The organism is Bradyrhizobium elkanii WSM2783 (assembly GCF_000472865.1).
Classification (GTDB): Bacteria; Pseudomonadota; Alphaproteobacteria; order Rhizobiales; family Xanthobacteraceae; genus Bradyrhizobium; species Bradyrhizobium elkanii_A.
In genome coordinates this window covers 1-26,932 of record NZ_AXAP01000106.1, presented here as the reverse complement: position 1 = coordinate 26,932, position 26,932 = coordinate 1, and the positions used below count along the sequence as shown (strand labels likewise).

Here is a 26,932-nt window from a genome sequence, read left to right as displayed (position 1 = left end):
CGAACACGCCCCCGAAAAGTTCGGGCCGCCGCAGCACACCATCGTGCAGCGCTTGTTGCGATCACTCAGACGCAACGCAACCGAGGTGATCATCCCGCGCATGGCCGGGGGTACGGCACCGGCCACCATTGGTGATCCCGGGAATGGGGCCGGCGCTGCGTGTGATGGGCACTCCGCGACGTCCCCAGTCCCTCCGATCCTGCGAGGAATGACGCAACCTCAGACCGGCCGACAGTCGGCGCTACGTCCGTCAAGCGAAAGTAACATCCTCAGATGAGGCAATACGGGGGTCAAATTTGCAAGCCGATTGACAGGCTAGGTTCCGCGTTCGGTGCCTGAAGAAGGTTTATTCCCCGCAATCCGAGCCCTTCGTGAACTCGATCTAGCGCGCGACGGAACATTCCGCTCGAACATTAGTTCGCCCAAGTTCCCGGCGGCGCACTGGTAGCTCCCAAGCGAGCGTTTGTTCACGTAGAGTCCGCTGATGTCACCGTCTGATCCAGTCAGGAGTGCTCACGATCGAGGCCAACGAAGGTTGCTGATCGTGTTGGCTTTGGGATTTATTGTCTTTGGCGCCGCTGCGGCGGCCCTCTTCTACGTCTTGCGCCCCGAGACTCTTCGGATCGCAGTCGGACCCGAAGGCAGCGAAGATCATCAGGTGGTCCAAGCGATGGCCGAGGCTTTCGACGAGGAAAGCAGGACGGTTAGGCTCTCCCCGATCACGACCGGGGGAGCGGCCGAATCCCTGGCCCTGCTGGGCACCGGCAAAACCGACCTGGCGGTGGGTCGCGGCGACCTTGGCATGCCGGCCGACGCGCAGACACTGGCCGTCTTGCGCAAGAACTACGTCGTCCTGTGGTCGCCGTCCGGGCAAGCGGGCAAGGGCTCCAAGAGAAAGGCTGCTGGCAAGATCGGAGAGATTGCCGATCTGGAGAGGCACAAGGTCGGCATCATCGGAAAGACCGGGGCCAATATCGCACTCCTGCGGACCATTCTCGTCGGCTCGGGCGTGGAGCCCGACAAGGTGGCGACGGTCCAATTCGGGACCGAAGAAATCGAAAAGCTTGCGCAAGACGCCACTCTCGATGCGTATCTCGCGGTCGGTCCGCTCGACAGCAAGATCACGGCCGCCGCGATCGCCGCGACTTCTCGATTACGCGGAGCGCCGAAGTTTCTTCCGGTCGAAGCATCCGAAGCGATCGCTCTGAAGCATGCCCGCTACGAAGCCGAGGAAATTCCGGGCAGTGTGTTCAACGCGAAGCCGGCATGGCCGGAGGACAAGGTCGACACCATCAGCATCAACCATCTGATCCTGGCCAGAAAAGAACTGTCCGAAGCCAAGGCGGCGGCTTTCTATCGGCAGCTTTTCGCGGTACGCGACACGATCACGCAACGTGTCGCCGGCGGTGCTCACATCACGAAGCCCGAGACGGAGAAGGAGGCGGAGCCTTCCGTGCATCGGGGCGCCGCGGCGGTCATCAATGGGACCGAACGAACCTTTCTAGACAAGTACAGCGACTACTTCTGGTTCGCACTGCTTCTTCTTTCCGGGATCGGTTCGGCGGCCGCCTGGCTGCGTCGCTATCTGAACCGCGACGAACGGGACGACAACACCAGCCACCGCAACCGCATTCTCGCCGTGGTCTCTGAGGTCCGCGATGCCGGCTCCGAAAACGACCTGCTGACATCCCAACGCGAAGTCGACGCGATTATCGGCGAAACCCTCAAGTGCTACGATGATGGAGCCATCGAACAAGAAGATCTGGCCGCATTCTGTTTGATGCTTGAACTGTTCAATCATGCCGTCGCCGAAAGGCGAGCGGCGCTGCAGAGCGGTCCGGCCGATCAAGCGCGGACGCCAGGTCCGACCCTCGCCTCTCCGCGAAGCGGAGAGTGGCCGAAGTGCTGATCACAGACATCAGATTGCCGGGCATCAACGGGGTGGCAGATTCGCTGAACGTTGCCGCGAGCACGAACTGCGGGTGATATACGCGACGGGGTTCTCGCCGGTCTCGCCTCGTCCGGTATGCAGTAGCCTGATCTGCAGAAGCCGTGCCATCCGGACCAGGTCGTCCAAGCCATCAAAGACGTGACCGCGAGGGGTCCAAGACAACTCTAGAAATCATTCCCGCGGTTGCAAACCGGGCGACCGCAGCCAACCCTTTCCACCGGATAGCGCTAGTTCTTGCCGTTGCTGCGATTGGTAAAGCGGGCGTTGCCGAGACCGGTGCCAATGTTCAGTACGCCCCAGCGCTTGATGTCTTGCATGAACGGCATTTCCGACAGTCCCTGCACAACGCCGTCGTTGTGCATCACGATGTGTGCCGTGGCGTTGCGTCAGTCTCGTTCGGAAGTGTCGCGCGTCAGAGGGGCGCGCAAAGCTGCTATTTCAGGTTACATCGAGCCGTGTAATCCCACGCTGCGCGAGACTCCACCGAGCGGGCCGGATTGGGTCTATGAGATCAAGGCAGACGGCTACCGCGCACAACTGCATCTCGGAGATGGGAACGTCACCATCTATTCGTGCACGGGCCTCGATTGGACAGAGCAGTTTTCCCCGATTGCAGCCGCGGCTCATAAGCTGAAGGCGAAGACCGCGATCGTCGATGGAGAGGCCGTTGTCTAGGGCAGCGGCGGCCTGCCCAACTTACAGCAGCTCCGGCGCGAGCTCGGCCGCAAACGCAGCGAGCGTGTGCGCTATCACGCGTTCGATCTCCTGTACCTCGACGGATACGATCTGCGTGGCGCGACGTATGAGGATCGCAAGCGTTTGCTGCAGCAGCTCCTGAAAGACGCTCCCGAGACGTTCATCTATGTCGAGGCTCTCGATACCGACGGCGACGAGATCTTTGCCAAAGGCTGCCAGCTCGGCCTCGAAGGCCACGTGGCCAAGCGGTTGGGTATGCCGTACCGGTCGGGCCGGCAGGAGACCTGGATCAAGCTCAAATGCAAGAAGAGCGAGACGTTTCCTATCGTCGCGTTCGTGGAACGCTTGGAGCACACCCGAGGAAGATCGCCTCCCTTTACGTGGGCAGTCGTGAGAATGACAAGCTGATCTACGGGGGTAAGGTGCGCACTGATTATACGGAGGCAACGGCGCGCGAATTGCGCGAGCGGCTGGATCCGCTGATCCGACGCACATCGCCGCTCGACGTCAAGATCAAGAAGCCGAAGGCGACGTGGGTCGAACCAACCGTAAATGCCGAGGTGGAGTATGGCGCGCTCACCGACGATGGCCTGCTGCGCGAAGCCGTGTTCAAAGGACTGCGAGACGATCTCACGCTTCATAACATGAAAGCGCCGCGGCTTGTGCCCTCCGCCGGACGACCGAAGCTCGGCGTGCCCAAGGAAAACATCCTGCAGCTTCTTACCGAAGCCGTCGTCCTGTCAAAGGATGAGCTCGCGGACTACTGGAAGCCCGTATGGAAGAAGGCGCTGCCGCATCTCGGCCATCGGCCGCTCAAGCTCGTGCGGCACGTGCACGGCACCACCTTCTATCATAAGGGGCCTCTCCCGAAGGACATTCCGGAGGCCGTGCATCAGCTCCGGATCCAAAAGCGCGAGGGCGGCCAAGGCGCGCGGCTCTGGGTCGACAGCCTGGATGGCTTCCTCGGCCTGGTGCAGATCGGAGCGGTCGAGCTGCACCCGTGGAATTCGACCGTGGAGAACATCGAGCGTGCCGACCGGATCATCATCGACCTCGATCCCGGCGACGGCGAAAGGAGCTGTTTCGGCTCTTCCAGCCGGTGCGCCAGCTCCATGGCCGCTGCGGCAAGAGCTGCACGGGTCAAACTGCCACCTGCCTTCTACGTCCCCTTCTGGCCCGTCTGAGACCTGCGGATCTGCGACGAACGTCTGCTTTGCGCAAGCCTGCCCTCCCCGCCAAGTCGCATTTTACCCCAAGGCGGATGTTGCGCTCAACATGTACTGTTGCGCGATTGCGCGTCATCCCGCCTGAATTCTCCATCAACCTCGCAGCCTGATGATCTCGCGGCATCGGAAGCCATGCGGGCTTGGCGCAGGACGGAAACGGTCGATTATTTGACCGCGCCGCCCGTGATGCCGCTGATGAAGCGGTCCAAAAAGAGATTGTAGGCGATCGCCACCGGAACGCTGGAAATAAGCGCCGCGCCCATCAATTCGCCCCAATAAAAAATATCTCCGCGGATCAAATCTGTCGCGACTCCCAAGGTAACGGGCTTCTCGCTGGAAGAGGAGATGAAGGTCAGCGCGTACACGAACTCCTGCACTGTTAGCGTGAACGCGAAGATCACTACGGTCAGAATGGCAGGCACCGAAAGAGGAAGGACCGTTTTCACAAATGCCCCTACGATGGTGCAGCCGTCGACGATTGCGGCCTCCTCTATCTCCCGCGGCACCGACTTGAAGAAACCCATGAGCAGCCAGGTGCAGAACGGGATGGTGAAAGTGGGGTAGACGACGACAAGAGCCCACACGCTGTCCTGCAATCCGAGCAACGTAACCACTCGCGCGAGAGGCAGGAACAGAAGCGTCGGCGGTACCAGATAGGTCAGGAAGATGCCGATGCTCAGATTTTCGCCGCTACGGCCCGGCATGCGCGCTAGTCCATAGCCGGCTGGCAGGGCCACGAGAAGAGTGATAGCCACGACACAAAGCCCGATAAGGGCGGAATTGGACAGCCACTGCACGAACAGCGTGTCCTCAAACAAATACTTGAGATGCTCGAGCGTAGGCGGTGAGTTGAACCAATAAGGGATCGACTTGAGATTGTAGAGGTCGCCGTCCGTCTTGAAGGTGGTGATCAGCATCCAGTAGAAGGGAAAAGCGGCGAATACAACCAACGTAACCACCGCGCCATAAAACGAACTCTGCCCAACTACTTTTCCGGCAAGTCGCGGCATGTCAAATCTCCCGCCGCCGCAGCGACCGCAAGAGCAGGATCACGGCGACCAAGAGGAAGGGGAACAGGAATAGACAAATGGCTGCTCCGTGAGCGACATCGCCCGAGAGGATGCCAACCTGAAACGCCAGCGAGCCGAGCACCTGCGTGCTGTTGATCGGGCCGCCCTTCGTCAGCAGATAGACGACGCTGAGATCCGTGAAGGTGAACACCGTGCCAAAGATCACAGCAATCATAATGATCGGGGCGATGATTGGCAGGATGATTTGATAGTTGCGCCGCCAGAAGCCCGCACCGTCGATCGTGGCGGCATCGAGCACATCCTGCGGCACCGACGTGAATCCGGCAAGGAAGATCACGACGCCGAAAGGAAACAATCGCCAGGCATGCACGGTCGCCACGGCAATCATTGCCAAATCCTCTTGCCCCAGCCATTGCGGCCGGTGTGCCGGATCGATCAACCCTGCCGCGAGCAGCGTCCAGTTGATGACGCTATAGAGCGAGTCGAACATCCACACCCAGGCCAGCGTCGCCAGTGACACCGGTACTGCCCAGGGCAGAACGATAAGCGCGCGGGCCAGCCGGCGCCCCGGGAACTCCTGCATGAGGAGCATGGCGCCGATCTTGCCCAGCAGCAGGCCGATGATTTGGGCACTGATCGTGAAGATGAGGGTGTTGGCCAGCGTCCGCCGGAAGATCTCGCTGTCGATGACCTCGCGGAAGTTCTTCAACCCGACAAACGTGTAGCTCGGATTGAAGATGCTGTAGGCACTGACGCTGTAATATAGGGCAAGCAGGAATGGCAGCCCGACGAGCACGACGACATAAAGGATCGCGGGGATGATGAACAGCGGCCCGAGCACCTCGAGCCGATCGAATGTAAATCGCGATCGCGCCAGCCGACGGGGCGCGGCTGCCTGGGCGGTCACGCTCATCGAGCTTGCTCCTTGGGGCTGACGATACGCCGACCGTCCCGATCGAAATAGCGCAGCTCCGCGTTCCGAACCGCAAATTTGTGCCATTCGCCGGCGCGGATGCCAGACAGTGGAACGTGGGCCGGCAGCTTCGCCGTGATTTCGCGCTTCGCCTGGAAACCATCCAATGCGCCGTACAAGATACGCTCCGATCCGAGATATTCCATTCGATCGATGCGGAAGGGCAGCTCGGAGAGAGCGGCTCCGTCGAGCATCTCCCGCGGCAGGAAATGCTCCGGCCGAAAACCCAAGAGTCCATCGTTATGCTCGACCAGGTTCATGGGCGGGGTCCCGAGGAAACTCGCGACAAAATCGTCGGCGGGGTGGTCGTAAATCTCGCTTGGAGTTCCTACTTGTCGGAGCTTGCCATGGTCGATAACCGCGATGCGATCGCCCATGCCCATGGCCTCGACCTGGTCGTGCGTGACGTAAATGGTGGTCGTTCCCACCTTCTGCTGGAACTGCTTCAGCTCACTGCGCGCGCTTGCCCGCAGCTTCGCGTCCAGATTGGATAGCGGTTCATCCAGTAGGAACACGGTTGGATTGCGTACTAGCGCACGGGCCAGCGCCACACGTTGGCGCTCGCCTCCCGAAAGCTGGCGGGGATGCCGGTGAAGCAGGTGGTCGATCCCGAGCAGGCCGGCCGCCCAATCGACCTTGCGCTTGATGTCGGGCCGCGGCGTACCCTGCGTCCTCAGCGGAAATGCAATGTTGTTGGCGACAGTCAGGTGGGGATAGAGGCCATAGCTCTGAAACACCATGGCGACGCCACGCGCGCGCGGCGTGATGTCATTGACGATTTCGTCATTGATCAGGAGGTCGCCGGACGTTTGCCGCTCAAGACCGGCGATGATCCTAAGGAAAGTAGTCTTGCCGCAGCCGGATGGACCGAGCAGCACCAGAAATTCGCCGTCGCGGACTGATAAGCTGACACCATCGAGGGCAGCGACGTCACCGAAAACCTTTCTGAGGTCTTTGACGACAACCGCTGCCATTTGCACTTCCTCCATCTTTGAAGAACGCCTAAAGCTGCCCTCCACGGCTGGCAGGCTGCAGTTGCCTTGCCCGATCGGTATCGATGTGCCGCGAGGCGAGCAGTTCGATCCACCCGCTCGCGGGTCGCAGCGGTTATGCCGCCGACCACTTCCTGTAGATTAGTTCGGTCTCCTTCTGTGCCCAGGCGACCGCTTCCTCTGGCGTCGCTTTGTCGGTCGCGGCCTTGGCCATCATGTCGACGATGACGAAATTGTCCGCGACCTCGTCAGAGGCTGGTCCGGCCGGTCCCGGATAGCCATAAGTGGCGTGCCACTCATCGGCGGTCTGTAGTACCTGCAGCTTGTCGGCCGGGTGCGAGGTTGGGTCGTTCGACAAGATCGGCATGGGCGTGGGCACGAAGTTCTCGAACAGCGGATGATTGTAGCCCGTGCTCGCCTCGAAGACAGCGACCCAATTGTCAGTCCAGTAGCGCAGGAACTCGATTGCCGTGTCCTTGCTGCGCGCGAAACGCCAGACTCCATAGGAGTTGGGCGATCCACATGCCAACCTACACACAGGGCCGGCCGGCGTTTTCCAGACGTGGATCTTGTCGGCCAATTCGGGGTTGGCCTTCTGTATCGACCGGTATGCGGAGATCGGGTTGTGGATCCATGATCCTCGACCGGATGCCAGTAGCCGGTTATTGCTGGCATCGTCCCAGGACAGGACTTCCGGTTCCATGGCGTCTTTATAAATGGCGCGAACGAGCTTCACGACCTCGAGCGTCTCTTTGGAGTTGAGGGTGACGCGCTTGCCCGTCTGGTCGCATTCAGAGGCGCCATAGCTCCACAGCATGCTGCGGTACGAGAGGTTCGGGTCGACGGAGTGCCCAAGCGAGATTCCAATCGGGGTGCCCTTCGCTTTCAGCTTGGCGCCACCGACGCGGATGTCTTCCCAGCTATCTGGTTTCATCCCGACCTCGTCCCATAGATCTTTCCGGTAAAGGCCGGGGAACGAGATGTAGTAGGCCGGAAGGGCGCTCCAGACCTTCGTATCGTCGTTGTACCCGATCTGGCGACCGACCTGATGGACCTTGCCGTGCTTCTTCTCCACCTCGCTGACGAGACTGCTGAGATCGACGACATGTTTTTCGTACAAATGCGGGCCGCCCGATCCACTGAAGGCAAAAATGTCATGTCCGGCACCCGCGGAGACCTCGGCCGCAGCACGCGCTGGTAGCTCCAGATGCGGTATGTGATCAACGGTCACCGTGATGCCGTTCTTCTTTCCCCACTCCGCTGCAAACCCATCGAACCATTTATCGTACTGCGGCACGAAATGGCTCCACTGGAGGATCTTTAGCGTCTTGGCCTGTGCAAGCGCGGTAGACACAAACGGCAACGAAACCGCCGGCGCCAGAGCTACAGTTCCAGCCGTTGCTCCCACTCGCTTCAAAAACCCGCGTCGTGTGACGGATGATCTGGAAATTTCTCGTTCTGACCGCATGTTCGTCTCCTCCTGACAGTCGTTGTTCTGACCAACCACATTGCAACGTGGTGAGGCTTTGCGGGCTGGCGTTGCAAACGCCTTCGCCTGGTTCCTCGACTGCCGTGGGCGCCGATGTATGTGCCTCGCTCCCTAGGTCGGCAGGCGCTCTCCAGGACTGACCTCCTGGTTGGTCTGGCCACCAGCTGGTCCAAGGATGGTTTTTTGGGCTGCGATCGAATACGTCGATACTAGGCGCCCACCAGTCGTGGCAGCTGGCTCTGACGACAGCCCAATCCTGCCTAAGTCAGTCGGCGCGCTCCACCACTCTTGAGCGCGAGCCAAGCCCGCGGCCCGGGATAGGTGACAAGCAGTGGCAGCTACAGCACCTGCGTAACTCATCGTTTCCCCTAACAGCGGCAAGACGAGGTCACCGGGCAGTTCGTTCTATCGTACTCCTGCTTCAGCACGGCCACAAATACTCCTTAAGAATGGCCGACGTGGAGGACATCCGTCGCACGAGGTTGAACACTCAGGTGCTGCACCGCATCCAAGGTGCGCGACGTGTGCCCCTGGAGTGACCGAGGCAGGAACGCCGGAGTCTGTGATCTCCTCTCTCCGATCTGCGGCTGGTTCAGGGGCTTCGGCATGCCCGACTTGAGGGAGGCCAAAATCTTGCTCGACGCTGTGGCGCCACAAGGACACTTGTGGTCGCGAGGCCCCGGTAAGATATCTGGCCCGATTAGCACTTGAGGCAGGACGTGAGCCATTTCTCACGCGTCCGGCAGTCGAAAAGTGCTAGTCTTGGAAGACTGCGCACGGCCCGGTTCTTACGGGACACATGCGACGGCAGAAATTCGTCAGGCTGACCGTTTGGCCGCTCGCGGCATGCAGTCGGAGAAACAACGATGCAATTGCGGGCCTTTGGGCGTACGGGGATGCAGCTTTCGGTGCTAGGCTTCGGCTGCGGCGCAGTGGGCGGACTTATGGTACGCGGCGATCCTGCCGAGCAGGAGCGTACCATCGCGCGGGCGATCGATGCTGGCGTGAACTACTTCGACACCGCGGTGCTGTACGGCAATGGCGAATCAGAAAGGAACCTTGGCCGAGTCTTGCAAAAGCTGAAACCTGCCAACGTGGCCGTCGGCACCAAAGTCCGGTTGCTGCCCAGCGAGTTCGGTCGCATCGCCGACGCCGTAGCGATGTCGCTCGAAGGCAGTCTGGCGCGACTACGTCGTGACCGGGTCGACATCTTTCACCTGCACAATCCGATTACCGAGACAGGAGGCGGATTGGCGCTGAGCGTCCGACAGGTGCTCGGCGACGTAGTACCAGCGTTCGAGCGCCTGCGTCAGCAGGGGAAAACTCGTTTCCTCGGGATTACGGCAGTAGGCGACACCGCGGCACTGCATCGAGTGATCGACTCGCGCGCCTTCGACAGCGCTCAGGTCGTCTACAACGTGCTCAATCCATCTGCCGCCGAGGAATTGCCGACGAACTATCCGGCACAAGATTACGGACGATTATTCGACCGCACCAAGGCGGCCGGCGTTGGAATAGTGGGCATCCGCGTGCTTGCCGGCGGCGCATTGTCGGGCTCAGCCGAGCGTCACCCGATCGCAGGTCCGGCGCCCGAGCCGATTGGTTCGGCTATGAGCTACGATGCCGACGTCGATCGCGCACGCCGTCTAGCCCCGCTGGTAAAGGAAGGGTTCGCCACCAGCCTGACCGAAGCCGCCACGCGGTTTGCGCTGTCTCACCAGGCGATGGGCACTATCTTGGTCGGCATAGCGACGCGGCAACAGTTCGAGGATGCACTCGCCGCGGTCCAAAAAGGCCCATTAGCGCGAACTGCACTCGACCGGCTGTCAGCACTGCGGCAGGCATTCTCCGGCGAACCACGATGATCGCCCAGGTTGCGCACGATTGCAGCTAGAAATTGGCTGCCTACCGCGTCCAAATTAAAAAACAATGACTTCCGAGTTTGGCACGCTTGAGACATGCCGACGAACTCTGACAATGTCAGCTTATCGGGGAAGAAGCTTGCCCGCGCCGCTGGCGCCGTTCATTTAGGTGGCGCGAACGTAGCCGTAGCGCAGGTTCGAGGGTTGCTTCGCGGCTTGTATGTACTCGTTCTCGCCGCGAGGCGGTCCTCGGAAAAGGCCGGCATCCTGGTGTTCTCAGCCGCCTTCAACTTGATCTTGTAGAACCTGGTTGCGTTGCCCGCGAAGATCAACCGCTTGGTAGCACTGTTGGCGTCGCCAAGCGCGCCAAAGCCGTACTTCTTCTGTATATCCTCCGGGATTTCGAGCCGGCGGAGCGCCTCGATCTGCCACTGCGGTGAGCCGTACCAGACCGAGTCGGTGCCCCACATGACGTGGTCAACGCCCATCCCCTTGATCAGTGTGCCGACAAGCGCGGCGCAGAATTTCGGATGCGCCACCGCCGAGTTGGCAAAGGACGTGCCGAGCTCGGCATAGACATTGGTGACGCCGAACTTCTGCGGGATCTCCGCGAGATCGGAGGCCCACTGGATGCGGCCGGTCTGCTCGAACTCCGCCCACGCCTTGTCAGGCAATTCGAGGAATGGCCGCAGCGCCGAGTGATAGATCACGAAGTTCATCTGCGGCCAATCTTTGGCGGCCTTTCCGATGTCCCACGCCGTCGCGTATTCCCACACGCCGGCGAACGACTTCTCATAATCGGGCGGCAGCAGCCCCTTGTGGATGCACAGCGTGTTGATGCCGGACTTCACGGCTTTCTCGTAGAACGGATACATCACCTGCTCGTCGTCGAGCCGCCATGGAAACTTCGAGGGCGCCAGCGGATCTCCAATCGTGTAGGACTTCCAGGAATCCGGCTTGTAGACCTCGATCGCCTTGTCCACCTCGTCCATCCAGCCGGGTTGCTTGGGGGTGATGACGCTGTGCGCCAAGAGGCGCCGCGATCCGGCGAAGTCGTTGATCAGCTCCCGCGCCTTGACGATCTGCTCGTTGGACAGGAGCCACCAGCTCGGGTCATCGAACGGCGCGCCGCTCAGGAGCGCCATGTTGGTGTCGCTGTCGTAGTAGACCTCTTTCACGTAGTTCTGGAACTTGTAGCGGGCGAGCGAGGAAACGCCTTCCTCCTTCATCTTCGGGTTCCAGTGCTCGCTCGCGAACTTGCCGAGGTCCAACAGCTCCGCGTGATTGAAATCGTCGCGCACGAAATGGGTCTGGACATCGAAGATGAACTGGTCAGCGAGGCTTTGCGCGCGCGCCAGCATGAGCTCGGGCTCGCGAGCCTCGGCGGGCGCGACCTGGAAAACATTGCCGTAGATGTCGTTCGTGGCGAGGAACGCTGCCGCCATGCCGCAGCTCGTGTGCAGGAACTGCCTACGGCTCAAGCCGAGGTGCTTGCCGTTCACGTCGGCGAGCTCGTTGATCCGCGCCTCGACCTTCCTCTGCGTGGAGCTCTGCAGAGGCGGGAGATACTCGCCGTTGGAAACAATCTGTGTCGGTATAGGCGTTGCAGCCGATGCCGCCTCCACGCCCGCGACGAGACGCTGTTCTCGCTCACTAAGCCAGGTGCTCATTATTCTCCTCCCGTTTGTCGGCCAGTGCTGGGCGGTGCGCGCTTGAGGTGCGCGTTGGCCACTCCCAATCAGTTAGGTGGACCGACTAGGCGACCTCTCCTGTTCGGCCGCGCGTGGATCCATCACACGCCCTACGCCCGGGCTTGCTCTCTTCATCGCTGCGAGAGCGCGGGTATACTCGAAAAAACTACTGGCGGGAGCGGCGTATCATCGCGGATTCAATGCTCACACTTTTATTGGCGCAAGCGATGTAATGCGACAGTCACGCTGTCCCAACGCGGCATCATTCTTTCATCCGATCATTTTCAGAGCCGAAGTGTGAAAGGCTCGTTGTTCAAATGGACTGCGTCGACTCACGGCAGCGGGCATTCCATTGACGGGACAGCTCGGCAGGAGTTTGCTGACAGCGCGAACCCGTAGCATCAGCTTTATTTGCGAGGGTCATCATGTCGGAGCTCGAGCACGCGAACCAACACGTTCACCATCACCATCACGCCTGCGCCAACCTCTTCGGCTGCGGCGACGAGAAGGGTACGGGTGTCATCCGCGAGGATATCAAGGACGCGGCATTTGACAGTCGCGCCTCCGATCGCCTCCTCCATATGGACCATGTTGATCAGTGCACCTTTGATGGCTATTTGTCAGCCCGTGGCCGCTGGCGCAGGAAGTTCCTGCAAGCGAGCAGCTTTATGGGTGTGCTGGCTGCAGTCGAGCCGCGGTTCACCAGCCTTGCGCGGGCGCAGGAGGCCGGCGCCGGGCCTATGCGCCGTTCCCAGTCTGACGGTCGCGTGCACGTGGTTCCGTCGACCAGGGAGACGGTTCGGCTCGGGGTATTCGACACTACCCTGCCGCCCATTCTTACCATCGAGTCGGGCGACACCATCAGCTTTCCCGATACGTGGTCGCACTTCCTGAATGAAATGCAGCCAGGAGTGCCGGTTGATACCCTGGCGCAGCTGCGCGTGAGCAATCCTGGCCGGGGGCCCCATTCGATCATCGGACCGATCGCTGTAAACAGCGCCGAGCCGGGCGACGTGCTGGAAATCCGGTACCAGTCGATTCGTCCCTACGAATGGGGCGCGGTGTTCAACAATCCGGGATCGCTCGGCACGGGCCTGCTGCCGCAGGACTATGCGCAGGGGCAGATCAAGTACGTCGATCTCGACGTTGGCGCCATGACGGGCAAGTTTATGCCCAACATCAGCATTCCGTTGAAGCCGTTCCAGGGCACCTTGGGCGTTGCGCCGCCCGACGGCTATTTCCCGCCCTTGAGCCCCGGCGTGACCAGTTCGGTGCCTCCGGGCCCGCACGCCGGCAATCTCGATCTCAGCGAGCTGTCCGAAGGCTCGACGCTCTACATCCCGGTGTGGAAGCCAGGCGCCCTCATCTATACGGGCGATAGCCACGCGGTGCAGGGGGATGGCGAGATTTCGCTCACCGCGCTGGAGACGCGGCTGAAAGAGCTGCGCATCCAGATCATCCTCCACAAGCAGAAGAACCTGGCCTGGCCGGTGGCGGAGACAGACACACATTGGATCATCATCGGGCTCGACAAGGACCTGAACGCGGCGATGACGCTTGCTGCGCGCAATGCGATCAGGTTTCTGGCGACGCGGGCAAAGATCGGTGAGCTGGACGCCTACGCCCTGTGCAGCATCGCCGCGAGCTTCCGCGTGACGCAGGTGGTGGACATCGTGCGCGGCGTTCACGCCCTGATCCCGAAGGCCATCTTCACTCCCGATCTCAGGCGCGAGATGACGGTGGTATGAGTGACTCACTCTGGTAACGTTACGGTCGGCCTGAAATTGCAGTCAGTCTTGAGGCAAGGCGTGCGCTAATCTCGATCCCAGGACTCTTGCGCAACGTATCGCGACGCATATTTGAGTTAGGGAGTGCGCCAAGCGGTGTAGGGTTACGACGAGGAGTTCACGAAAGCCTGTCGTAGTGAGTTATCGTTCAGTGCGCTGGACCTAGAATTGACCATCTCGCCGTTGCCGAAGAGGATCGCAGAATAGTCGGTGTCGTCCAGGTCAAAGCCAGCGCTGATGACGCTGAATTGTTCAAGCTCTTTGTCGAGCTAGAGGTGCTCCGAAAAGGGACAGGGAAGGCGCTTTTTCCTTGGGCAACTCACCTGAAAAAGTATTCGGGCAAGGCCACCCAGGACGAACAGCCAGCCGAGGACGGTCACAAGCACCGGTTATCCGTTCGTCCAGCGATTGTGAGTGCGAACAATGGCAAGCCCAGCGCCGAACAAGAGAATGCCTGACACGAAGACGAGCGCGGGGTCGCGGGAAACCCGTTCCGCCAATGTAGGAAACGAGCCAATGTTCAACAGCATGCCGGCAGCGATAGCGACAAGGGTGGGACCGATCAGGCCGGCGATCGTTCTCGAGGTGGTCATCTATGCTCCGTCACGGATGCGACAACGGGCTTATGATAAGCCAGGTCCAGTCCCCTCGAGTTGAGAGAACCGGACGGTCAGAATCTCTTTCATCGTCATTCTGCCGTTGGCGAGCTTCTCCGCCAGAATGAGCTGCTGCGTACTGGGCAGGCCGGCCGGTATGACCATTTTCCCACCCGCTTTCAATTGGTGGATCAGCGGAGGAGGAACGAGTTCGGGAGCGGCCGTCACGATCACCTTGTCAAAGGGCGCGTGCTCTGACCAACCGTGATAACCATTCGCAATCTTGAGTTCGACATTGCTGCAGCCCTGCTGCCGGAGCCGTTGTTTGGCCCTTCGCCGAGCTCTTCGATGATTTCAACGGAGTATACCTTGCGGGCGAGCTGCGCGAGGATGGCGGCCTGATAGCCCAGACTGGTACCGATTTCGAGAACCCTGTCGTCGGCCTTGATGTCGAGCAGATCGGTCATTACGGCGACGATAAATGGCTGCGAGATCGTCTTTCCGAAACCGATTGGAAGTGGAATATTTTCGTACGCGTAGGGCTGAAGCTCGATTGGCACAAACTCATGCCGCGGCACTTTGCCCATAGCCGTCATGACACGTTCGTCAAAGGCACTCTTGCCAACAGTGTCACGCAGCGCGAAGGCGCAGGCGGCGATGACCGCGAGCATTTCTTCACGCAGGGCTCAAGGTCTTCTGCTCGCATTGGCAACCTCGGAAGCTTGCCCTAACTGCTTCCAGCTGTTTGCCCCGGATCACACCCGGCATTTGCGCATGGGCTGGTGCACCCGCGCTCGCCCGGCCAGGCTGTTGCAGCACCGGCCACCCGCCACAACCGCTCTCGCGGGCGGAGGTTCCCCAAGTGGAACTCTATCGCCGATGACGTTGCCCACGACACGCTCATTGCAGGTCCATTGAGGACAACGAGACGCCTTCAAACGGGCGGCAAAGAGTTGTACAATCCCGATAGCTGCCCTTGAAGCGGGACATGCCGAAATCTTTGTGGCGGAACGGGCAGCGACCATGCTGTCGGCACGCATTTTACGAAGCAATCCGCGCCGCTCCCTTCCTCGCGCTACCAGCATTTACATTTCGCAGGCTTGCGCTGCTCCTGCAGCGCGGAACCCTTTTTAGTGAACCCAACGGCGGATCACAAACAATGAGCTAGTCCTATATCCTAAGATGGAAGTTCACTGAGCTACGAAAGGCCAAGAAGCGTACAGAGCGATTGCACCCGGATCTGAAGATAGTGGTCCAGGGTCTCGAGGAGGACCAACGTCGTGAAGCGGGACTTCGACCTCATCGTCTATGGCGCGACAGGTTATACCGGCCGTCTCATCGCCGAATATCTGGCGACGTCCTATCGCGGCGACGATGCCCCGTCCTGGGCGATCGCAGGACGCTCGACCGATAAGCTTTGGAAGGTGCGTGCCGACATCGGCGCTCCAGGCGATTTGCCTTTGGTTAAGGCGGATGCCGCCGAGCCGGCCAGCCTGCGTTCGATGTGCGAGCGTGCGGCCGTGATCATCACGACGGTCGGGCCTTATCAGCTCCACGGTCCCGAGCTTGTGGCGGCCTGCGCGGCTACGGGCACGGCCTATGTCGATCTGTGCGGCGAGCCGGCTTGGATGCGGCGCATGATCGATGCCCATCACGAAGAGGCGAAACGGACCGGCGCGCGCATCGTCTTCTCCTGCGGCTTCGATTCCATTCCGTTCGATCTCGGCGTGCTCATGTTGCAGCAGAAGGCACGCGAGAAATTCGGACGCCCAGCGCGGCGGGTCAAAGCCCGCCTTCGCAAGGTGAAAGGCGGCATGTCTGGCGGCACCGCGGCGAGCGCTCAGGCGACATTGGCCGCCGCTGCGCGCGACCCGGCCCTGATCCGGCTGCTGACCGATCCCTTCGCGTTGACGCCGGGGTTCACCGGAGCGTCTCAGCCGTCGGGCCTCATCCCCGAATACGACCCGAGCATGAAGGCGTGGCTCGTGCCGTTCCCCATGGCGCCGATCAACACCAAGAACGTGCACCGCACGAATTTCCTGTTGGGTCATCCCTACGGCACGGACTTCGTTTACGACGAGATGATGGTCGCGCCGGGATTTGGGGAAATCGCTCGCGTGACGACGGAGACGTTCGCCGCAATGGTTACCTTGTTCGGGACCGGCGGTCTCAAACCCGGCGCAGGCCCGACTCGGGAAGAGCGCGAGAAGGGCTTCTACGACATCCTCTTCCTGGGCGAGCTGCCGGACGGCGGACGGGTCGAGGTGGTAGTCACGGGCGACCGCGATCCGGGCTACGGCTCGACCAGCAAGATGATCGCCGAGAGCGCTCTCTGCCTCGTGCGCGACGTGCAGGGCGAGGGTGGCGCCTGGACGCCGGGCGCGCTGATGGGTCCGGCGTTGCGCAAGCGTCTGCAGGAGCGCGCCGGCCTCACCTTCAGCGCGCGCTGAGGTAACGATCAGAGCTGCAGCGGCGTGCTGGATTACGTGAATCGTAACTAACGAAAGGACGGCTTGGCGAGCGCGAGCCTCAAATTCGGTTCAATGGCCGCTTCTGTGTCCAGGGGCCGAAGTAGCTCGAAATTCCCCGCATGTCCGCTATCAGGGTAGATCGTGCTTGTCTCACGCAGACCTCGACGGCCGCTTATGACCCTGGCTGTGTGAAAAGTCACGAGTTGGCTGCGATTCCTCCGTTTCCTGATGGGAGATACGGATGGGACGTTTCGTTGAAGGGGCGGATCGATCTTAGCTGGCTCTTGCCGGAATGCCTGGAGGATTGGGTAAGCGAAGACATGCGATGAGGCTATTGGACAATACCTGTACACATCGTACGGGGCGTTACGAAGAGGGTGGCTGCTGGCCGACGTTCGACTAGGCACGGCGAATGGCCCCGAAGCACCATCCAACGCCGCTTTCCGGGAGCGACCGAAAGGCACTCAGCAAGGAGCTCGGCAAGGCCCGTGCGGATTCTCGGCTCGCAGTCGTTTGAGGCCCGCGCTAAGGGCGAAGCTCTCATCAGGCAGGCGGACAAGCTGCTCTGCGAATATTGGAACGAGAAGATGTGGGCCGATGGAGGACCAGTCGATCCATCCCCCACGATCGACCAGGCCGTGAACGGCGGATACTCCTGGCTCGAGATCGAGTGCTCGCGGTGCAAGACCAAAAGAGAGTCGATCTGGCTGCGCTGCGGCATCCCCCGACCACGTCGGTCCACGACCTTGCGAGCCGGCTTCGTTGCAGTAAGTGTGCTAAGGCCGGCCGACGGCCCGCCGCCACCCTCCTGCAACTGACAGTCCGCCCCCGCCAAGCACCTCCGGAGACCTGAACGTTGTGCAATCTCTATTCGATGACGAAGAACGTGGACGCGATCCGTCGCTTGTTCGGAGCGCTCAACAGCAGCGTCGGCAACTTACCCAGCATGCCAGGCATTTTCCCGGACTACCCAGCCCCGATCGTCCGCAACGTGCCCGACGGGCGTGAAGTCGCCATGGCGCTGGGGTATGCCGTCTTCCCCGGAAGCGCTGATGAAGGCGGCAAAGAAGCGAGCCGAGAAGCTCCAGGCTAAGGGCAAGACGGTCGAGTTCAGGGAATTGCTGCGGATGGAGCCGGACAGCGGCACGACCAACATCCGCAACACCAGCAGCAAACATTGGAAGCGATGGCTCGGGCCGGACAATCGCTTTCTGGTCCCGCTGACTTCCTTTTCCGAGTACGACACCGTGGACGGGAAGAAGGTGCCGGTGTGGTTCGCGCTTGACGAGTCTCGCCCCCTCTCGGCTTTCGCGGGCATCTGGACAAATTGGACATCCGTCGGAAGGTTAAGGAAGGCCCAGTGACCGCCGATGTATTCGGTTTCCTGACCTGCGAGCCTAACGCGGAGGTGAAACGCGTCCACCCAAAGGCAATGCCAGTGATTCTGACGACCGCCGAAGAATACGTCACCTGGCTGCGGGCGCCCTGGGATGAGGCCAAAGCGCTGCAACGGGCTCTTCCCGATGGCATGCTAAAGATCGTCGCCACCGGCGAGAAGGAAGATCCAGCGACCACAGCGTAGGTTCTGCACAGGCCTGCGGAACACGTGGACAAGCTCAGGCTCCGCAAAATGGAATCCCTGCCCCGTGCTAACCGCGCGGAACGAGCAACGGGCGAGAGGATTCGTCCCGGCAGGAGCGATCTTCATGCTGATGACGAGAGAAAGACGGCCGGGAATCCGAACCTTGCGTGGTTGGGCAATCTCCGTACTGCAAGACGCAGGTGCCGTTCGTGAATGCGAGGAGCATGGTTGGATGAAAGATCGTGCCGATCCTCACGCCCGCGACAGAGCGCTGGAAATCGCGAGACAATTCCCGCCGGCCGGGCTGTCTGCTGGCCAAGCCGAGGCCGAGATTCGGGAGGTGCTGGAATCGATCGGCGACACTTGTCCGGAGTGCCCGCCCTGAGACCGGCATCGCCATCGCGGCGAGCTCTCCGGTGAAACTCATCATTACTTAGGATGGGGTGAAATCTTGAAGGCGACGAGCAAGCCACACACTGAGCTTGCGTTCGCTTTCGACGGCTCTGGCACACTCGTATTCACCACCACCGTGGGCAGCCCGCCAGCGATTTGCAAATTATGGTGCGCTCGGAGGGCGGTCGCATTTGTTGTGATTTCAACGGGTTAAGAAGGTGGGCAACGAGTTTAGGTGCATTTCGCGCTCAAAAGTACCTTTTGGCCCAGCCCTTTTACACCTGATAGGTCGGATCACATCATCCACGGATCGTCGCGGCACCCAGAGCGGGCAGCAGATGCTGTGGAAGAACCCGCCCTAAGGCAGGTCAGGTTAAACCGACGGCTCGTAGCGTCATAGTTGTCAATTTTCGCAAGCTCAATCTTAACTTGGTATCCCAACTTCAATTCTGCCCCCCATCCTTAATCCAATCATCGCCCAGCGGGGGAACCGAACGGCGCCAAGAAAGCTGCGCATCAGGCCGCGATTGGTGCGGCGACACAGCCAAACGTTGCCAGACTCACCGCGTACGCTTAATCCATCCAAAGGCTTACAGGCAGATTTGTTATCGTGCTTCGCGATATATGATTCAATGTCCCCGGATGCTGCTCCGAGACGACGAGCTCGATGAGTGCATGGCGAACCACCCATGCGGCGCATAAGAGTGCCTGTAAGCCTTCCCTTCACCGGTGCAATCCCTTGTCGGCGCTCCAGTCTCTAAAACAGGTCAAGACGCTACATGATATGGCGCACCTGCTTGGTTACCAACCGAGCGGACTATCCTATCTGCTCTATAAGCTTCCGGTCGGCGCCAAGTACACGACCTTCACGATTCCGAAGAAGAGCGGCGGCGTACGCCAGATAGACGCGCCCGCTCCGCGGATCAAACGCCTTCAGCGTGAACTCGCCAAGATCCTTTACAAATGCATCGCCGAAATCGAGGCTCAACCCGGACGAAAAAACACGCTGTCCCATGCGTTCCGGTACGGGCACTCCATTCTCACCAATGCGAAGGCGCATCGAAAGCGGCGGTACGTCCTCAATCTCGATCTGCAAGACTTCTTCCCGACGCTGAATTTTGGCCGTGTGCGAGGTTATTTCCTCAAGAACAGGGATTTTCTGCTGAGTGAAAAGGCCGGGACGTTGATCGCGCAAATCGCGTGCCATGAGCAAACGCTGCCCCAGGGGAGCCCCTGCTCCCCTGTTATTTCCGAACTGCTCGCGCATTTCCTCGACATTCGCCTCGCAACGCTCGCGAAGAAGCACCGCTGCACGTACACGCGCTATGCGGATGATCTCACCTTCTCCACGAACCAGAAGGACTTTCCCGCCGCGCTGGCGGTTGAGACCGAAGCGGGGTGGATCCTCGGAGACGGCATCGTCCAGAAGATCCAGAGCGCCCATTTCACGATTCATCCGAGCAAAACGCGCATGCAGCTCCGGGCGCGCCGCCAAACCGTGACGGGATTGGTGGTGAACGAGAAGACGAACGTCCGGTCGGACTACTACAAAACCGCGCGGGCCATGGTGGATTCTCTCTTCAGAACTGGCACCTACGTCATCGACGGCGCGCCAGAGACGGCGCTGGCCCCCATCGAGGGCATCCTCAACCACATCTACCATGTGCGCGAGAGCGTCATCGATGCCGCCATTGAAGCTGAGCTGGATCCGGAGCGAAAGAAGAAACGGAAAAGCGAGCGCGCGAAAGCGAAGCGTGAAACGCCCTCCGCAATCCGTGTCCTTTACCATCGCCTGCTCTTCTACAAGCACTTCATCGCGCCATCGCAGCCGGTGTTGCTTGGCGAAGGCCCCACCGATTCTATCTACATCAAGACGGCCATTCGAAGGCTCCCGGCCTATCACGCCGCGCTGACCGAATTGAAACAGGGCAAACAGGTCCAGCGCCTGGATTTTTTCCGCTACAGCAAGCAGGCAAAAGAGATACTGCAGTTGGGCGGTGGCACGGGCGACTTCAAATATCTACTCACCGCGTACAAGAAGTTCGCGCCGCAATACAAGCACGCGCCGATGGCTCACCCCGTTATTCTGTTGATTGACAACGACTCCGGGAGCAATCCAGTCTTTTCCGTCATGGCGAGTCTCTTCCATGTAACGGCGTCCATCAAAACGGATCTTCCGTTCTACAAGCTCGCGAGCAATCTTTACGTCGTCAAGTCGCCGCCTGTCGAACTCGATGGCTCATCCTACATCGAACAGTTCTTCGATCCGGCCCTGCTGACCACGACCATCGACGGCAAGACGTTCAACCCCAATAAGGAGCATGAGGCCGCGGGCGAATACGGGAAGGTCTGGTTTGCAGAAAAAGTCATCCGGCCGAATGAAGCTAACATCGACTTCACGAATTTCGGACCCATTCTCGCAAGGATCGCGGCGGTGCTGGAGGATCATGCCGCGAGCAAGGCCGCTGTCCTCCCCCAAGCGGCGCAATAGGAGCCTTCGAAAACTAGTCTCGTGCCGTACTACCTTAAGCTCATGGCAGGGCTTTCCAGCTGTCAGGATTAGACATAGTGCCAAGTGGGCCCTCCAGGCCGGGGACGACCTCAAGTATCGGCCACGAAGCATCGTAGCCCATCATTTTTCCGGTCTAGGGCCTTGCGCGTGGATCAGTTCGTACCCATTTTCGGCCGGCCGCCATAACATGGCAGGGTGGCTGAGTGGCCGAAGGCACCTCCCTGAAAGCGAGGCAAGCGCCGTGAGGCGCTTCGAGGGTTCGAATCCTTCCCCTATTCGAAAGACCCGCTCCGAGCGATCGTTGAGCGGGTCTTTTTTGTGTTGACGAATGAAGTAGAAACGCAGGGAGAAAACGAGTGGCAAGAAAATCGAAGCACTATGTCGAAGGCGCCTCGGCATCGTTGAAAAAATCGATCCAGGAGCTCGAGGATTATCTCTCGGGCATTGGTCTACGCCCTCGAACGGCAAATTGCGCAAGCAGCTTCACAAGCGGATCAGCGTCCTAACGGAAAAATCATTCGAGCGCGGCCTTCGCCGCGGCTGAGGCGCGCCTCAACATTGAGATCAAGGACCGGTTCGGAAAGCCCTTCAAACCTAAAGAGTGGTTCTTATTGGAACTTTCCACGATCGAAGAGGCTATCGCAATGCTCCTGGACGGCAGGATCCTCAACCACGTGTACGATGCCAAGCTTTGCCAGATAGTCCGTAAGGCGAGCGACCGAAAAGGAAGACGTGCGGCGCGGAAAACCACGGCTTCCCGACCCGCGTCCTGCGTGTTGCCTCGCTGCGGCAGCAAGCAACCTGCCGGTCGCTAGCGAATTTTCTTGACCAAATCGGCCAGCTCGCCGGCGTTAGAACGTTCGGCCCGCTGTGCGCCCCATGTCTCGTGCAATTCGCTCGATCAGCCAGCTCCCCGCCGGCCCTGGCGGACTATCGTTCTTGTACACGATCTGCAGTATTTGCTTCCGCGAAACTCGGACAGCCGGAGATGGGTCAGGCGCCCGGCCTGAAGGTCCTCCCGAACCATGGGCTCTGGCATCCCTCCCCACCCCACGCCGGCGAGCAGAAGGGCACGCTTCCATGAGAGGTCGCCCACGCGCCAGATTGAGCCCGCGACCACGCTGTAGGTACGCGTGTCGGTCTGCCCTGAGTCGGTGAGGACAATCTGAAGGTGCTCACGTGCAGCGCCCGCCTTCGCGCGCGCCCTGGCCAAGGGATGATCCGGCCTGGCGACCGGAATGATCCGTCCGCCGTCGATGCGCACGCTGGTAAAACCATCCCCACTCATGTGGAGAAGGCCGCCAATACCAATCCCGCAGTGACCGCTCTGCAGGATACGTTCGACGCCGCCCATCGTCTCGGAGTTCATTCGCAACGGTACTGTCGGAAACTCCCGATGGAAGGCGCTGAGAATTTCCGCAAGCTGCTGTGGTGGCACCATCTGGTCTATGGCCAAAGACACCTCGGCTTCCAACCCTTCCACGAGGCCCTTCACACGCGCCCGCAACATATCGGCGCCCAGCATGACCGCGCGGGCCTCCGCGACCACGGCTTCACCAGCGTGAGTCAGTTGGGGCCGGCGCGTGCTGCCGCGATCAAACAGCTGAATGCCGAGCTGATGCTCGAGTGTGTCGATGGCGTAACTAATTGCCGACGTCGCCCGATTTAGCTTCCTTCCGGCTGCGGCAAAGCTGCCTGTGTCGACCACAGTGAGAAGGACCTGCAACTGATCCAAGCTCAGTGCCGGGGCGATCGCCATTTCAGATTTCCTGAACACACTTTTCAAAATTATCCAGGTTTTCTTATCACGGATGGGGCCTCACCTAAAAGGCCGTGCAAGCCGCGGCAGGGTCGCTGGTTGATCATGACCTGATCAGCTCGTCCGCTCGGTAATACGGATAGAGGAATCGAACATGGCCAAGCCAAAGATTGCGATCATCATCAGCACGTCGCGCCAATTGCGTTTCGGCGATAAGCCTCCTCAGTGGCTCATGGGGATCGCCCGATCGCGCGGAGACGCATCCTCCACCCGCACGTCAAATCGCACAGGAGCGTAGGATGGCCGACAAACCGAAAATCGAGGTATTCAGCGCGGGTTCCGCGATTTGCCAAGACGCAATCGAGACAGTCAAGCGAGATGCAGGTTCCTGCTGGGAAGTGATCGTGCACGATATCAAAGATATGCAGGTCGTCAGACGTGCGAAGCTACTGGGTATTCGTTTCGTTCCCGCCGTCGTGGTCGTCGGCAAGTTGCGTCCTGTTCCGCTGACAGGGGGGCGATATGGGCATGTTGAAACACAGACTGGCCAACGTCCACACATGGCACCTCCAATCGTAACCGTTCTTAGACGGACTGAAACAGCGCTGCAATGCGGCCGGTTCAGTTTGATCATAGCCCGTCGCCCTGCCATCCTTTGGCATCAACATGAGACAGCCAACCTTCATGGCCCTGGGTGCCACCCTCCGTGTCGCTCCCGCGTAGGTCGGCTGGACGTGAATCTTCTAGTGCTTGGTTTCTGCCGTCGCGCCGCTGTTCCATGCGCCAGCTTATGGTCGATATGACCGTCAGCCGATCGTGGTGTTCGCCCGAACGCTCACCGTCGCAGCGCTTGTCGGTGGACTGGCTCGCTCGGTCTCATGCGGGTGATCGTGGGTAGGAAAATGGTCGAATGAGTAGCCTGTTATCACGTCTATTCGTGCTGGTGGCTGCGGCCATGCTGCCGGCCATCGCGATACAGGCGTACAATGAAATCGACCTGCGTCGCACGCGCCAAGTCGAAGTGCGGGACGAAGCACTCGGCCGTGCCAAGCTCGCCGCCGCTGAGCAGCAGCAGATCGTCCAGGGAGTTCATCAGGCCCTGATTGCGCTCTCGGAGCATCCGGCGATCAAGGCGAAGGACGCCGACGGATGCAACGTCTATCTGTCCAGAATCAAGGAACGCTATCCGGGGTTCATCAGCTTTGACGTGGTCGACATCAATGGCAGCCGCATCTGCGACACAAGCAGCGATCATAAGCCAACGACCGCTGCCAGGCGGGCCTACTTCGCCCACGTCCTGCAAACCGGCGAATTCACAGTCGGAGAGTTCGCGATCAGTCGAGTGACCGGCAGCAAGGCCCTCCATTTTGCGCTGCCATTCTACGACGACGAGGGCCACATGGGTGGCGTCGTTATCGCCGCTCTCAGCCTCGATTGGCTCGCTGACTACATCGCAAAAATGGGCGTTCCGGAGGGAGCCGCGCTCGCCATCACGGACCGCAACGGCATCGTTCTCGCTCGCTATCCTGGTAACGCTCTGTTCGTCGGCAAGAAGTCGCCCGCCCGCAGAGACCCGATACTCGACAATGGGACCGTGGCGGACATGGCTGGCATTGACGGCGTGCGAAGGATCGTCGGCTTCGCCGCTGCGGGGCAAGATCTTCTTGTCAGCTACGGCCTCGGCAGGGCGCAGACTTTCGCCAAGATGGAACGTCGCACGCAGCGCGACGTGTTGTTCATCGCTCTGAGCACCCTGATTGTCTTGGTCCTGACGGTGTGGGGCGGCCAACGGTTCATCCAACGCCCGTTTGCGCAATTGGTTGACGCCGCGAACCGGTGGCGGCTCGGCGACTTTGCCCGGCGTATGGACATCCGGGACAACTCGGAAATTGCGCGGGTCGCCGGCGCGTTCAACGCCATGGCCGATGCGCTGAAGCACCGCGAGCACGAATTGTTCGAAGCGAAGGAGAAGGCCGAGGAAGCGAGGGAGAAGGCCGAGGAAGCCGCGGCTCAAATTACGATGATCTTCGAGAGCACGACCGACAGCGTCCTCATTATCGATCAGAACTGGCGCATCAGCTACCTCAACGGACAGGCTTGGTCGCAAATCGCCGAAGGACGCGATCTCATCGGAATCAACCTGTCGGACGTCTTTCCCCAAGTCGCCGAAATGGATGATCTCTTGAGCCAACTCCGGGAGGCGATGTCGGAGCAACGCCCGGTCTTTGCAGAAGCGTTCTGCACCCTCAAAAATATCTGGTACGCGATCAGTGCGTTCCCCTCGAGCCAAGGTCTCGCGGTGTTCGTCAGAGACATCACCGATCACAAGCTTGCCCTGGAGGAGCGCCGCCTGATCGAGGAGCAGTTCCATCAGAGCCAGAAGATGGAGTCCGTCGGCCAGCTCACCGGTGGCGTCGCGCACGACTTCAACAACCTGCTCACGGTGATCGCCGCGAACCTCGAACTCATCCAGGTTGACGACGATATTGGCAAAGCCCGACACTCCGCCGCGGCTGCACTGCGTGCCGTCGATCGGGGAGCAAAGGTGACGGCGCAGCTCCTCGCCTTCTCACGACGGCAGGTATTGAACCCAAGACCAGTCAACGCCAACCAGCTTGTCTGTGAGTTCCAGGGGCTCGTTCGCCACGCCGTCGGGGAAGCATGCCAAGTCAAGCTGCAGACTGATGAAGGCCTGTGGCTGTGCCATGTCGACCCGGCGCTGCTGGAGACCGCACTCCTCAACCTGGCCGTAAACGCGCGTGACGCCATGCCGGATGGCGGCGTGCTCGAGATCGAGATGAGGAACATCGTCGTGGATGCAGGGGCGGTGGCGGGGTGCCTGCCCGGATCGTACGTCAGGCTGTCCGTCAGAGACACCGGTTGTGGAATGCCCCCCGAAGTGCGGGATCGGGTGTTTGAGCCCTTCTTCACAACAAAGGAAGTTGGCAAAGGTACGGGGCTCGGCCTCAGCATGGTCTACGGCTTTGTCCGTCANTCCGGGGGGCACATTGCCATCGAAACCGTACCTGGAAAGGGGACCACCGTCGCTCTCTACTTACCCAGAGCCATGCAAAAGCCTGACGCCGAGATGGAAGACATCCAGCCCGAAGCGATACCGGCAGGCTCGGAGCGAATCCTGGTTGTCGAGGACAATTTCGATCTTCTGGACCTCACCTCGGCGATGCTGACCAAGTCGGGCTATCAGGTTCGCTGCGCTCGAAACGGCGCGGAAGCACTTCAGCTGCTCAGCGGCGAAGAATTTGACCTCCTGTTAAGTGACATCGTGATGCCAAACGGGATTAACGGCATCGAGCTTGCCCGCGAAGCGAGGCGATTGAACAGGCGCATCAAGGTCCTGCTCGCCTGCGGCTATGCGGGAGACGTGTTGGAACGACATCAGGCGGTGGGCGAATTTCCGATTATCGACAAACCGTTCCGCATGTCAGAATTGGCGGCGCGTCTGCGGTCAATGCTGCACGAAGGTTGAGATGATCTCCTGCCGTTGCTTCCTTGCGGCGCGTGGCGCCATTGACGAGGGTTATCGGGACGCCGGGCGAAGCTAACCTATACTTCCTTCACATTTGACGTAGATCCCGGTGAAAAAACTCCAAACCGCGGACGGGCAGCAATCGAACGAGCCTTGGTCCGCTAATGGAATGGTCCGGCCGTGCTCCGGCCCTGCCAGTGCGAGAAGCTGGCAAGGGGCGCTCAAGACAAGGAGCACACCATGTCTCAGAAGCTCAACGCAGCGATCGCCGTGATCGGCATCGATATCGGCAAGAACTCGTTCCACCTCGTGGGTCATGATCACCGCGGTGCCATCGTGCTGCGACAGAAGTGGTCACGCGGCCAGGTGGAAACGCGGCTCGCCAACCTGCCGCCGTGCTTGATCGGGATGGAGGCTTGCGTCGGCGCGCATCA

The 26,932-nt window shown here is 60.2% G+C and carries 14 protein-coding genes, 1 tRNA gene and 6 pseudogenes; 12 read left to right on the top strand and 9 right to left on the bottom strand.

Annotated elements, in window-relative coordinates:
* The first annotated feature begins 484 nt into the window (after positions 1–484).
* Positions 485–1,909, top strand: a complete 1,425-nt coding sequence (locus YY7_RS0144030; RefSeq protein WP_028168671.1) for a TAXI family TRAP transporter solute-binding subunit — start codon at positions 485–487, stop codon at positions 1,907–1,909.
* Positions 1,910–2,178: 269 nt separating this feature from the next.
* On the opposite strand, the pseudogene YY7_RS61300 reads toward YY7_RS0144030, so the two are convergent.
* A pseudogene (locus YY7_RS61300) lies at positions 2,179–2,319 on the bottom strand (ROK family protein); the annotation flags it as partial.
* On the opposite strand from YY7_RS61300, the pseudogene ligD reads away from it, so the two are divergent.
* A pseudogene (ligD, locus tag YY7_RS55020) lies at positions 2,318–3,717 on the top strand (non-homologous end-joining DNA ligase); the annotation flags it as partial. The pseudogenes YY7_RS61300 and ligD sit on opposite strands and share 2 nt — an antisense overlap.
* A gap of 320 nt (positions 3,718–4,037) precedes the next feature.
* Here ligD and YY7_RS0144015 read toward each other — a convergent pair.
* The 4 genes from YY7_RS0144015 to YY7_RS0144000 form a co-directional block, all read right to left on the bottom strand.
* On the bottom strand, positions 4,038–4,883 hold the full coding sequence (locus tag YY7_RS0144015; RefSeq protein ID WP_028168670.1) for a carbohydrate ABC transporter permease: 846 nt from the start codon (positions 4,881–4,883) through the stop codon (positions 4,038–4,040).
* A 1-nt stretch (position 4,884) separates the two neighbouring features.
* Entirely contained in the window at positions 4,885–5,817 is a 933-nt protein-coding gene (locus YY7_RS0144010) for a carbohydrate ABC transporter permease (protein ID WP_028168669.1), read from the bottom strand.
* Positions 5,814–6,851: an ABC transporter ATP-binding protein gene (locus YY7_RS0144005; protein ID WP_028168668.1), complete on the bottom strand. Its 1,038-nt coding sequence runs from the start codon at positions 6,849–6,851 to the stop codon at positions 5,814–5,816. Before YY7_RS0144005 ends, YY7_RS0144010 begins: the two co-directional genes overlap by 4 nt.
* A 133-nt stretch (positions 6,852–6,984) precedes the next feature.
* Positions 6,985–8,376, bottom strand: a complete 1,392-nt coding sequence (locus tag YY7_RS0144000) for an ABC transporter substrate-binding protein (protein WP_080664121.1) — start codon at positions 8,374–8,376, stop codon at positions 6,985–6,987.
* Between the two features lie 848 nt (positions 8,377–9,224).
* On the opposite strand from YY7_RS0144000, the gene YY7_RS0143995 reads away from it, so the two are divergent.
* The gene (locus YY7_RS0143995) at positions 9,225–10,223 is read left to right on the top strand and encodes an aldo/keto reductase (RefSeq protein ID WP_080664120.1); all 999 of its coding nucleotides are present in this window, start codon (positions 9,225–9,227) and stop codon (positions 10,221–10,223) included.
* 158 nt (positions 10,224–10,381) lie between these two features.
* On the opposite strand, the gene YY7_RS55015 is transcribed toward YY7_RS0143995, so the two are convergent.
* Entirely contained in the window at positions 10,382–11,890 is a 1,509-nt protein-coding gene (locus YY7_RS55015) for an amidohydrolase family protein (RefSeq protein WP_155255585.1), read from the bottom strand.
* A gap of 446 nt (positions 11,891–12,336) precedes the next feature.
* Between YY7_RS55015 and YY7_RS55010 the strand changes: the two genes are divergently transcribed.
* Positions 12,337–13,659 carry an acetamidase/formamidase family protein gene (locus tag YY7_RS55010; protein WP_155255584.1) on the top strand — a complete coding sequence of 441 codons (1,323 nt, stop codon included), beginning with the start codon at positions 12,337–12,339 and terminating at the stop codon, positions 13,657–13,659.
* 428 nt (positions 13,660–14,087) lie between these two features.
* Here the strand turns inward: YY7_RS55010 and YY7_RS55005 are convergent, their stop codons facing one another.
* Together YY7_RS55005 and YY7_RS65365 are read right to left on the bottom strand one after the other, a co-directional pair.
* A complete protein-coding gene (locus YY7_RS55005; RefSeq protein ID WP_051397256.1) occupies positions 14,088–14,291 on the bottom strand; it encodes a hypothetical protein in 204 nt (67 codons plus the stop codon).
* 30 nt (positions 14,292–14,321) lie between these two features.
* Positions 14,322–14,881 (bottom strand): annotated as a pseudogene (locus YY7_RS65365) (protein-L-isoaspartate(D-aspartate) O-methyltransferase).
* 693 nt (positions 14,882–15,574) lie between these two features.
* Between YY7_RS65365 and YY7_RS0143970 the strand changes: the two are divergent.
* From YY7_RS0143970 to YY7_RS0143950, 6 genes and pseudogenes are all read left to right on the top strand, one after another.
* Entirely contained in the window at positions 15,575–16,744 is a 1,170-nt protein-coding gene (locus YY7_RS0143970; RefSeq protein WP_028168665.1) for a saccharopine dehydrogenase family protein, read from the top strand.
* Positions 16,745–17,177: 433 nt separating this feature from the next.
* Positions 17,178–17,618: pseudogene (locus tag YY7_RS64020) on the top strand (hypothetical protein).
* A gap of 3 nt (positions 17,619–17,621) precedes the next feature.
* Positions 17,622–18,347: pseudogene (locus YY7_RS54990) on the top strand (SOS response-associated peptidase).
* A gap of 124 nt (positions 18,348–18,471) precedes the next feature.
* Positions 18,472–18,732, top strand: coding sequence for a hypothetical protein (locus YY7_RS59345; protein ID WP_080664119.1), 261 nt, complete (start codon positions 18,472–18,474; stop codon positions 18,730–18,732).
* Positions 18,733–19,407: 675 nt separating this feature from the next.
* Positions 19,408–21,231 (top strand): retron Ec67 family RNA-directed DNA polymerase/endonuclease, encoded by a 1,824-nt coding sequence (locus YY7_RS0143955; RefSeq protein ID WP_080664118.1) that lies wholly within the window; start codon positions 19,408–19,410, stop codon positions 21,229–21,231.
* Between the two features lie 210 nt (positions 21,232–21,441).
* Positions 21,442–21,531, top strand: a tRNA-Phe gene (locus YY7_RS0143950).
* Positions 21,532–22,153: 622 nt separating this feature from the next.
* On the opposite strand, the gene YY7_RS54985 is transcribed toward YY7_RS0143950, so the two are convergent.
* Positions 22,154–23,011 carry a LysR family transcriptional regulator gene (locus YY7_RS54985; protein ID WP_349642719.1) on the bottom strand — a complete coding sequence of 286 codons (858 nt, stop codon included), beginning with the start codon at positions 23,009–23,011 and terminating at the stop codon, positions 22,154–22,156.
* Positions 23,012–23,921: 910 nt separating this feature from the next.
* Here YY7_RS54985 and YY7_RS0143935 point away from each other — a divergent pair.
* Together YY7_RS0143935 and YY7_RS54980 are read left to right on the top strand one after the other, a co-directional pair.
* Complete coding sequence (locus YY7_RS0143935; RefSeq protein ID WP_028168661.1) at positions 23,922–26,498, top strand: ATP-binding protein; 2,577 nt, start codon at positions 23,922–23,924, stop codon at positions 26,496–26,498.
* A gap of 240 nt (positions 26,499–26,738) precedes the next feature.
* Positions 26,739–26,932: pseudogene (locus YY7_RS54980) on the top strand (IS110 family transposase); the annotation flags it as partial.